General features: G+C 40.0%; 11 protein-coding genes. 1 reads left to right on the top strand and 10 read right to left on the bottom strand.

Going from position 1 to position 10,042, the window contains the following annotated elements; translation table 11 throughout:
- Positions 1-100 precede the first annotated feature (100 nt).
- From AC1Q59_RS05950 to AC1Q59_RS05925, 6 genes are all read right to left on the bottom strand, one after another.
- Entirely contained in the window at positions 101-478 is a 378-nt protein-coding gene (locus AC1Q59_RS05950; RefSeq protein ID WP_492364876.1) for an SET domain-containing protein, read from the bottom strand.
- Between the two features lie 172 nt (positions 479-650).
- Positions 651-2,033 (bottom strand): Na+/H+ antiporter NhaC, encoded by a 1,383-nt coding sequence (gene nhaC, locus AC1Q59_RS05945; protein ID WP_492364875.1) that lies wholly within the window; start codon positions 2,031-2,033, stop codon positions 651-653.
- Between the two features lie 41 nt (positions 2,034-2,074).
- A complete protein-coding gene (locus AC1Q59_RS05940) occupies positions 2,075-3,100 on the bottom strand; it encodes a uroporphyrinogen decarboxylase family protein (RefSeq protein ID WP_492364874.1) in 1,026 nt (341 codons plus the stop codon).
- A 170-nt stretch (positions 3,101-3,270) separates the two neighbouring features.
- Entirely contained in the window at positions 3,271-4,749 is a 1,479-nt protein-coding gene (locus tag AC1Q59_RS05935) for a SulP family inorganic anion transporter (RefSeq protein WP_492364873.1), read from the bottom strand.
- 312 nt (positions 4,750-5,061) lie between these two features.
- Entirely contained in the window at positions 5,062-5,448 is a 387-nt protein-coding gene (locus AC1Q59_RS05930; RefSeq protein WP_492364872.1) for a GNAT family N-acetyltransferase, read from the bottom strand.
- A gap of 114 nt (positions 5,449-5,562) precedes the next feature.
- Complete coding sequence (locus tag AC1Q59_RS05925; protein ID WP_492364871.1) at positions 5,563-6,120, bottom strand: cupin domain-containing protein; 558 nt, start codon at positions 6,118-6,120, stop codon at positions 5,563-5,565.
- A gap of 181 nt (positions 6,121-6,301) precedes the next feature.
- Here AC1Q59_RS05925 and AC1Q59_RS05920 point away from each other — a divergent pair, with 181 nt between their 5' ends.
- On the top strand, positions 6,302-6,718 hold the full coding sequence (locus tag AC1Q59_RS05920) for a DUF1284 domain-containing protein (RefSeq protein ID WP_492364870.1): 417 nt from the start codon (positions 6,302-6,304) through the stop codon (positions 6,716-6,718).
- A gap of 51 nt (positions 6,719-6,769) precedes the next feature.
- On the opposite strand, the gene AC1Q59_RS05915 is transcribed toward AC1Q59_RS05920, so the two are convergent.
- The 4 genes from AC1Q59_RS05915 to AC1Q59_RS05900 all read right to left on the bottom strand — a co-directional run bounded on the left by AC1Q59_RS05915 (position 6,770) and on the right by AC1Q59_RS05900 (position 10,029).
- Positions 6,770-7,414: a CPBP family intramembrane glutamic endopeptidase gene (locus tag AC1Q59_RS05915; protein ID WP_492364869.1), complete on the bottom strand. Its 645-nt coding sequence runs from the start codon at positions 7,412-7,414 to the stop codon at positions 6,770-6,772.
- A 184-nt stretch (positions 7,415-7,598) separates the two neighbouring features.
- Positions 7,599-8,414, bottom strand: a complete 816-nt coding sequence (locus tag AC1Q59_RS05910) for a ZIP family metal transporter (RefSeq protein ID WP_492364868.1) — start codon at positions 8,412-8,414, stop codon at positions 7,599-7,601.
- Positions 8,415-8,635: 221 nt separating this feature from the next.
- A complete protein-coding gene (locus AC1Q59_RS05905; protein WP_492364867.1) occupies positions 8,636-9,310 on the bottom strand; it encodes a TetR/AcrR family transcriptional regulator in 675 nt (224 codons plus the stop codon).
- A 2-nt stretch (positions 9,311-9,312) separates the two neighbouring features.
- On the bottom strand, positions 9,313-10,029 hold the full coding sequence (locus AC1Q59_RS05900) for an MBL fold metallo-hydrolase (RefSeq protein ID WP_492364866.1): 717 nt from the start codon (positions 10,027-10,029) through the stop codon (positions 9,313-9,315).
- Positions 10,030-10,042: the final 13 nt, after the last annotated feature.

Raw genomic sequence — 10,042 nt, 5'->3', positions numbered from 1 at the left:
AAAGCCTGTGAAATTTTACTCGTTGTAAAATTTCACAGGCTTTTTCATTTCAGAGGAGGGTTTTGTCCCAGCCTCTTTTCCCATAAACATGAGCTATCCTTTAATCCTGGTCAAACCACAGAAGCTCTTTGTCATCAACATCGCCATTGTAATTAATTAGAATTTCATCACCAGCTTTGATATCTGTGTAAGCATAAAAATCAAATGTGTGATTATCAAAATTAATTTCATATGTAGCATTTGGTTCATAGGAATGGTTAAACAACATTCCGTAACCAAGAAGGATGGCGGTATGATTTATTCCATATTCAAAAGCATAATCAGCTAGCAAAGTTTTCTCTATGTGCTGATGCTGGTCGTTTGGATAGGCAATGACAGGAGCTTCATGGATAAGCTCTCCTTTTTTGATATCACTTGTTGCAAATACCCCTCTATTGAATTCTCCATCACTTAGGGAAGATGTTTTTATTTCAATCAAGATGTTCACCCACTTACTTAAAATTGTCTTACTAAGAATAACATTAATTTGGACAATGAGCTCATTTTTTTATGATTTAGCTTATTTTATCCCTAATAAGAGTATTTGTTGCTTTATTATAAAAAAAAGAACCCAAATGAGTTCTTTTTTTCTAAGGGCTAATCACCCTCTGTTATTCCTCTTCCACTTTCGTCATAGTAAATCCCGTAAATCCATAAATGATTGTAAATATTGGTGTAAGAAAAGCAAGGAAACAAAATGGAATGAACGCACCTGCGCTTACACCTAATGTTGCCGCCGCAAAGATTGAATTGATGCTCCACGGGAATAAGGGTGCACTTTGTGTGGCGGTATCCTCAATGATTCTTGATAAGTTTTCCGGCCTGACTTTAAACTTTTCGTATAGCGGCCTCATTAATGTACCTGTTATAGCTGCAGCAAAACTAATAACCCCACTTACAGCAACTGTCAAATAACTTACCACCATTGTAGAAATAACTAAACCGCCAACCGATTTTATCCGGCTTGCAAAAGAATCTAAAATAGTATTTAATGCGCCTGAACCTTGCAGCAATCCGCCTAATCCCAAAGCAAAAAGAAACAATGCGACAATCCCTAACATACTGGATAAACCGCCTCGCTGCAGTAGGGAATCCATTTGGTCAATGCCAGATTCAAAACGGTATCCGTTATACAATGTTCCTAAAGTTGTGGCAATTGTTTCCCCTTGGTACAATACAGCCACCAAAGCGCCAACAATCGCCCCCACAAAAATCGATGTGACAGCAGGTTTTTTTAAGATTAATAGAGCGAGAAGGACAATAATGGGAATGATTGGAATGAATCCTAGATGAAATTGTTCGTTGAGATAGGTTAATATGAGGGTAATTTCTTCGCCGCTTGTTGTTCCTCCGTGGGTAGAGTCTATGATTCCAAATATGACGGCTGTTAGAATATAAGCAGGGGTTGTTGTCCATAGCATATGCTTGATGTGGGTAAACAAATTAGCTCCAGACATAGCGGATACCATATTCGTTGAGTCCGAAAGAGGCGACATTTTATCACCAAAGTAAGCACCGCTAATAATGGCTCCAGCCGCCATCCCCGGAGAAATACCTAAAACCTGGCTCATTCCAATCAAAGCGAGGCCTGCCGTCCCCATAGTCCCAAATGAAGTGCCTGTTCCTAGGGAAACAATGGAACAAAAGATAAGCGAAGTTAATAGAAAAAATTCAGGAGAAACTAATTTCAATCCATAATAGATCATGGTTGGGACTGTCCCTGATAAAATCCAAGCACCAATCAGTGCGCCCACAGCCATAATAATGAGAATAGGATTCATGACTCGGCCCATCATCGAAAACATAAATTCTTCTACTTGTTTATAGCTGTGCCCCAAACGCATGATAAATGGAACTAACAACATCATAGCAATAAACATCATCATCTGAATGGACGCCTTAAATGCAATCATGCCAATACTTATCACAAGTATAACCAAAAATATAAGCATACTAGAATAGCCTAGGGACGGCTGTTTACTTTGATTCTGCAAAACGATCAACTCCTTATATAAATAGTTATAAAAACTTACCCTCAAACATCTATTACTTTTCTAAAGCGCTTTAATGCTGTTTCTTTTGTCCCAACAGGCAAGCCGCAGCCTGGTGCTAAGATAAATGGGACTCCTTTTAGAGACTGGATTGTTTTTTCTGCAGCTTTTTCGACAAGAGTCATATCTTCCTCTTTAAACAGTTCTTCATCAACGCCGCCCATCAAGCATTTATTATTTTTCCAGGTGATAGATTCTCTTAATGTTGGGTTTCCTTCTGCATGGTCAGCCCAATGGAGTGCGTGCACCGGATAATCCTTAAATCTTGCTGGGTTTGACTCTGGACCACAGGTATGCATGAGCAGTGAAGAACCTTGGGCAGCTTCTAAAATCAGCAAATCATAGGGCTTCCCAAACTTTTCATACTCTTCTTCTGTTAAAAAGCCGTTACGGGCAAGCCCAAGAACTGCATAAAAAAAGCCATCGGCCCCAGCCTGAATAGCATTTTTAATATAAGCACCCAATGTATTTGTTATGTTTCCAAGTGCACGGTGCAAGAGTTCTGAATGATTTTCGATTAAGTCAGGCAGCGGACTTAGATGTCTTGCAGCCGAGCGATTTGATGCAACAGTCCGATGGCCGCATAAATACTCAACAATAGCTAAAGGAGAAAATAAGGTTTGTAAAATAGGAGTCTCCTCACCCATTCCCTCTTTTATCAGTCTGGTTACTTCCAGCTGTTCTCCAAAAGCTCCTGTTTCCGTAGTGATTTCCTGTATGCTGTCCAACTCATGAGGCTCATGAATAATGTATTGATTAATCTTTGGGACATCACCAATATATTGATTAAAATCAGAGACATTTCCCCAAGCCTCACCAAAAATAGTCGCACGCGGATTGATTTTTACAAAATCCCATTCATATTTCTTTTGAAACTCCAACGTCGCCTCAGCGAGATCCTTAGCATTCTCTTCTCTGCCAACAAAGTGCCCCCATGCTGAAATAGGCGGCCGATCCGCTGTTTCCCCAGACAAAACTGCCAAAAAACGCTCTTTACTATTCCACGTCAATAATAATTCCCCCTTTTTATATGTTTATTTTTTCACAATGTCCCTTTCTGACATCGGTAAGTTAATCCTTGTTTAAATTGTATTTTCCGCATTAAAATATATGACTCCCTCAAAACCAAGCGATAAAAATAATAAAAAGTGAGGACACCGATTGATGTCCTCACTTTTATTTATTGGCTGGATGCTTTATCAAGCCCTTGTTCCATATTATGAATCGAAATTTTATCCAATAGTTTATTGCTTTCTTTATTTAATCCTATTAGGTTTACATGAATGCCATTTAGTCCGTATTTAAGTATAACTTTGTCAATCGCTCCAACAGCTGAATCGTCCCAAAGGTGGGTATTGGATAAATCGATATCAACTTCTTTGACATTCTCTTTGAAATCAAAGCTATTTACAAAATCTGTTACTGACGCAAAGAAAAGCTGGCCAGAAACATGATAGACCTTTTTCTGAGCACCATTTGCTGACATGCTGGTTACTTTTACTTTGGAAATCTTTGCTGCAAAGAAAATTGCGCTTAAGATTATTCCAATCAAAACACCCTTTGACAAATCATGTGTTTTGATAACGGTTAAGACAGTAACAACCATTACAATACTGTCAGTAAGAGGCACTTTATTAAACGATTTTAAACAAGACCAGTCAAAGGTCCCGATTGATACCATAAACATGACACCAACAAGCGCAGCCATTGGAATTTTCACTAAGAAGTCTTGTAAAGAAACGATAAGCGTAAGCAAAAAGGACCCAGCCACTAGTGTGGATAACCGCCCTCTTCCCCCGGACTTCACATTGATCACTGATTGGCCAATCATCGCACAGCCAGCCATTCCGCCAAAGAAACCTGAAACAATATTAGCGATCCCTTGTCCGCGTGCTTCTTTATTTTTGTCACTCTCTGTTTCAGTCATATCATCAACAATCGAAGCAGTCAATAATGATTCAACTAAACCAACTATCGCAATAGATAAAGAAAACGGGAAAATGATTTGCAATGTCTCAAGGTTCAACGGAATATCCGGTATTAAAAATACTGGCAATGTTGAGGCTAATTCTCCCATATCGCCAACGGTCCGTACAGTGCTTCCGGTGAAGATCGCAATGGCCGTGATAACCAATATCGCCACTAATGGTGAGGGTACGGCCTTTGTAAAACGCGGCAATATATAAATAATCGCCAGTGCCCCCGCAACCATTGCATACATTTCCCATGATTCACCAATAAAGTGCGGCAATTGTGCTGTAAATATCAAGATCGCCAGCGCATTAACAAACCCTGTCATTACGGATTTGGGAACAAATTTCATCAATCGTCCTAGCTTTAGTGCGCCCATAATGATTTGAATAACACCAGTTAAAATCGTTGCCGCAAGCAGATATTGCAGCCCATGATCTCTAACCAACGTCGTCATTAATAGGGCTGTTGCCCCAGTAGCAGCAGAAATCATCCCGGGCCTCCCGCCGACAAAAGCAATCGTAACTGCAATACAGAATGAAGCGTACAATCCAACCATAGGATCGACTCCTGCAATAATGGAAAAAGCAATTGCTTCAGGAATTAACGCCATCGCAACAACAATCCCCGCAAGCACATCTCCTTTAATGTTGCCAAACCATTCATATTTAATTTTAGATACATCCACGTTTATCAAGCTCTCCCTTATATTTGATTTTTAAATGACTTTCAACTCTCATGAAAGCCGGGTCCGATAACAATAAAACTCAGTATAAAGGATTCACCCAAACTTGTGAAACGTGATGAAAACGTCAACATTTCTGTTTTTCTTTGTTTTCCTAGTATTTTCTGTTACTTTTATCACACATTTAAAAAACGATCAAAAAAGTAAAAACAGAATTGTCAGATGAACAATCCTGTTTTTGAAAGGTATTTGTTTGTCCTCGTATCTATCATATGTAATTAGATTATTTTATAGATTAAGGTTCAAACTTAGATTCTACCAGCAATAAACAACCTCTGTAAGCCTTTTACCCTCGATTTCAATTTCAACCACATCCAGTTTCTTTCCGCCCAGTTTTTCATAAAACTTACAGGAGCTATTCTTCTCTAACACAAAAACTATCATTGAATAGATTGCCTTATCCTGCAAATCTTCAACGACAGGTTTGACAAACGCTTTACCGATTCCTTTTCCTTGGTATTCCTTTAGAATATAAATCGCATATAGTTCTCCTTCGAATTCATGATAATCTCCACTCCGCTCTTTGCCGCCGCTGGAGAAGCCTATGATCTCCCCACGCTCATTTTCTGCAACATATACATTTCCTTGGGGAATGACCTGCTGCCAAAGCTGTTCTCGTGAATCATAAGAAAGATGATTCAAATAGTCTTTGGGAACAATGTTTTCAGTTTTTGGAGTAACAGAATTATCTCTTCCTTGCTAATTTATATGAAATCCCAACGGAAAAAAGCCCGTTTTTTAACGGGCGAAATCTATTTAATGAGCTTCTGCAGCCATTGCATCTGCTTTTGTTACATGCACTGTCCCGCGCGGATGCTGCGGTGGTGCATAAATAGAGTACAATTTTAGAGGAACCTTGCCCGTATTTGTTACATTATGCCATGTTCCAGCGGGTATCATAATAGCTGAGTCTTCATTGACACGTCTAACAAAATTCAACTGATTTTGTGTTTTCCCCATTTGGACAACGCCTTCGCCTTGTTCGATACGCAAAAACTGGTCTATATGCGGGTGAATTTCTAACCCGATATCTTCCCCTACATTCAGGCTCATTAAAGTTACCTGCAAATGTTCACCTGTCCAAATAGCTGTACGATAAGTGTTATTTGCTTTTGCTGCCTCATTGATATTCAATGTATATGGTTGAGGACCTTGATCTTGACTAGGTCGATAAGGCATAAATCCTTGTCTGCTCACTTCTTGATAAGGCATGTAATGATGTGGCTGTACTGACTGATGATACACCGGCCCATTTACATAGCCATACTGCTGATATGGATATTGAATTGGGTACATCCGTGGATCAAAATACATCTTTTCCTCCCCTTCCTAATTTTTCTAAAATTATCCTATGTATCTGACTTGGGAAAGGTACCTATTAATCTTTATCAACCTTTTCTGTAAAAATTCGCCTATTGCTACGGTATCCTGTGTTATAATTTTTGTAAACTCATTTTATCGTTTGGTTAACATTTAACAGATAGGGGTTGTTCATATGTTTAGGCTGCGGGGACATCATTTGTTTTGCCTCTTAGGTTATCGGGGTATGGGCTATTCCAAAGAATACGTGGAAAATATGACAAAACTGCACCAAACTTTACGGGACAATCCTGGGACGTGGATCCAGATTGTAAAGGGCCCTGATCAGCTTTGTGATAAGTATCCCAATTCAGGAGAATACCACTGTCTTGACAAAAATATTGACGAAAGGGATGCGGTAATTTTAGAAAAAATGGATATCAAAGTTGGGCAATTTTTGAAATGGAAAGACATTAAGTCTCACATCAAGAGGCATGTGGTTCCCACGGATATTCATAGCGTCTGTGAGACCTGTTCCTGGCGTTCATATGGGGTATGTGAAGAAGGAATACAGGATATAATTGATGGAAAGGGTTTAAGGGAAGTGAAATAAGCTTCACCTTAAACCCTTTTTAAATATGAGTGGCCGCTTCATCGTTTTACTTTACATAATATTATTATTGTCCACTATTATCTTTTTATTAGGCAAAAACACAAATTTCGCATCAATGATCGTATGAAAAAGAATTGGAACCCACAAATATCCTGTTCCGGCGAAAAAGAAAAATAAAACGCCGCCTAAGTATCCGGTAATTAGTACGCCCTTCCAGCCTTGATACAAATGAACCAGGCCGAACAACACGCTGGAAATAACCCCAATCGCAAACACGGATAGTTCGAATGGCAGGTGGCCTAAATAGAATACCATCGCACCACGAAAGATTATTTCCTCACAAACTCCTGCCGTTATCGCAATCATAAGAAAAAACAGCCGCTCAGCAATACTGGAAGGCAATAAAAATTGTATGCTTTCATCTGTCAAAGCATCAGAAATCTTCTTTCTCATCTTTTTCGAAAAGGCCACAGCCAAAATCACAATAAGCAGGCTAGCCCCGGCACCCATTGCCATATCAAGTAAGTCTTGGGAAACAAAAGACATCAGCGGATTTTCGTAAATAAATAACTCTCTTACTGACAGACCGGTTAACAGCCAGTATCCTAGTAAAATAAAAACACTCACCCACTGGGTGATCATAATTTGACTGTACATTCGCCATTTGCTAACCAAGCCGCTTTTGATCTTTTTCATGTAAAAATAATCCCAGATTGGATAACCTGCAACGATGGCAAGTAGAAATATCGTAAGGAATAGCACTCGTTTCACCTCATTGAAACTTATAAAATATGAATACCAACTTAATTTACCATATAAATCCCATATGATGATATAAAAAAAGCAATCCTATACCTCAAAGGATTGCTTCTAACATTACTTACCCAAGTGCCACATCAAGAATCATCATTAACACAAAACCAACCATTAGACTCATGGATGCCAAATCTTTGTTGCCTTTTTCCTGCGAACTCGGAATCACTTCCTCGGCAACGACAAATATCATCGCACCGGCAGCAAAACTTAAGGCGTAAGGCAATAGCGGCGCAATAAAGGAAACAGCCAACGCACCAATGACCGCCGCAATCGGTTCAACCATGCCGGAAAATTGTCCGAAGAAAAAGCTCCTTCTCCTAGACATTCCCTCTCCCCTTAACGGCATCGAAACAGCGACACCTTCCGGGAAGTTTTGAATGCCAATCCCCAGGGCTAAGGTTAACGCACCAGCCAAAGAAGCTTCCGTTCCTCCATTGGCGAGTGCACCGAAAGCAATTCCGACCGCTAACCCTTCCGGAATATTATGCATGGTAATAGCAAGCACCAACAAAGTACTTCGTTTTCGTTGTTTTGGCTGATACCCTTCCGCCTCGCCAATTGGAGAATTGGGATGAAGATGGGGCAAAACCTTATCTATCCCCCAGAGAAAAACGCCGCCTAATAAAAAACCAGTCGCTGCTGGAAACCAGGCACCTATCGCATGATTGTCCGACATTTCTATTGCGGGTCCGAGCAATGACCAATAACTCGCCGCAATCATCACACCGCCGGCAAAACCGAGCATGCTGTCCATGAAACGCTGATTGACTGTTTTTGTTGTAAAAACGAGAGCAGCCCCAAGCGCAGTCATTCCCCAAGTAAATAAAGTGGCGATAAAGGCTTGCGTAATCGGATTGAAATGTTGAAAAAAGCTTATCATAGGGAAGAACTCCTTTTTATCAAACGAAATGGATAAATCTAAAAAAGTTTACCTTGTCCAATATTTTAACCCCGAGCCATAACATAGTCAAACTATTTAAAATTCATTAGAATATATTTTTCATAAAAAAACAGCAGCGCCCGAGAAGACACTGCTATTATGCCCAAGATTATTGTGTTTACATTGTTGCGGGCATCGTTCGACCCCTTCAATTCCCTAGATTACCTGTTTCCTGTTCTGGAGGACATCGTTTGGTCTTTTCCGTTCCTTTGGCTGCTGTTTTTTGCTAATGAAGGAATTATTCGCCTCTTTGATGCAGGGGAAGATGTCCCACCATCTTTTAAACCATTTAAAAAGGTTTCAAGAATGACTTCTAATGAATCAATAAGCCCCACTTGAAGTTTAAACCCCCCTTTCCTGTCAAGGTCAGCAATTCCGTGTAAAATACTTCTTAACCCCCGTACGGCATGAATCAATTCTTCTTGTTTTAATGAATAGACTGACAGAGCCTTCAATGTTAAATCAATGATGGATTCGGCTGATTGGTTGTCATCGCTTACTCCCTGGTCAGGAGCTAATAAAGAAGCTTCATAAAGTCCTGGGTATTGATGTGCAAAAGATAGATAGGCTTTGCCCATTTCTTTTACCGATTCTGGCCCAGACTCCTTCCCGTTTACCGCTTCTTTCAAATGATTATATAATAGATTTTGTGCTTTAATGGCCATGGCAAGCCTGATTTCATCTAACCCTTTGATGTGATTGTATAAGGATGGGGGTTTAATTCCAAGCTCTCTAGCTATATTAGCCATTGTTACAGATTCCACGCCTCTTCCCTCTGCTAAATCTAACGCAGTGTTTACGATCATATCATGATTGATTCCTATTTTTGCAGACATATCTACCTAACTCCTATTACCATTTGTTTTGCACGTTCTAGAGCTCGTTTCATTTCCATCTCAGGGTCTGCAATCATATTTCCGTGTCCAACTGCAAGAAGAGACGGCCTAAAGTTTAGGAGATGCTCCGCAGATTCTATAGCTCTTTCTTTATTCCATGTAGCCATCGCCGGAAAAGGAAAACTCCAGCGCAAATCACCGGAAACAGCCATTCCCCCCTTAGTCTGGAAAGCATCTCCTGCTATTAATCCTTGGTCCCGAACATCTAAGAACGCCATCATTCCGGGGGTATGACCTGGTGAATGAATAGCCAGCAGTGAATCAATTCTGTCACCATCCTGAAGGAGCATATCCGGCTTTGTTTTAACATTCTTCGGTATGCCGCCTTTAATGGGGCTATCCCCTTCTCCATCCTCTAAAGAAACATCACCATTAAGCAGCTTTAGCTCCCGCTTTGGTATAGCCACCTCGATATCCGGCAGAACTTCTTTAATCCCGTCAAGCGCGCCAACGTGATCATCGTGTGCGTGTGTCAGAATTACTTTTCTAATAGGTTTACCAATATCCCGTGCCGCTTTTAAAATCGCATTTTTATGAAAAGAAAGAGCTGTATCGACTAGAATCAAATAATCCTCTTCTTCAACTAAATAACAGTTCACTGGGAAAAAATTGGGCATGAATGACAGCTGATAAATATGATTAACCTTTGTTATTCTCATACTTATTCTCCTA

The sequence above is a fragment of the Cytobacillus sp. MT66 genome, from assembly GCF_058792595.1.
This window is presented reverse-complemented; position numbering and strand designations above follow the sequence as displayed.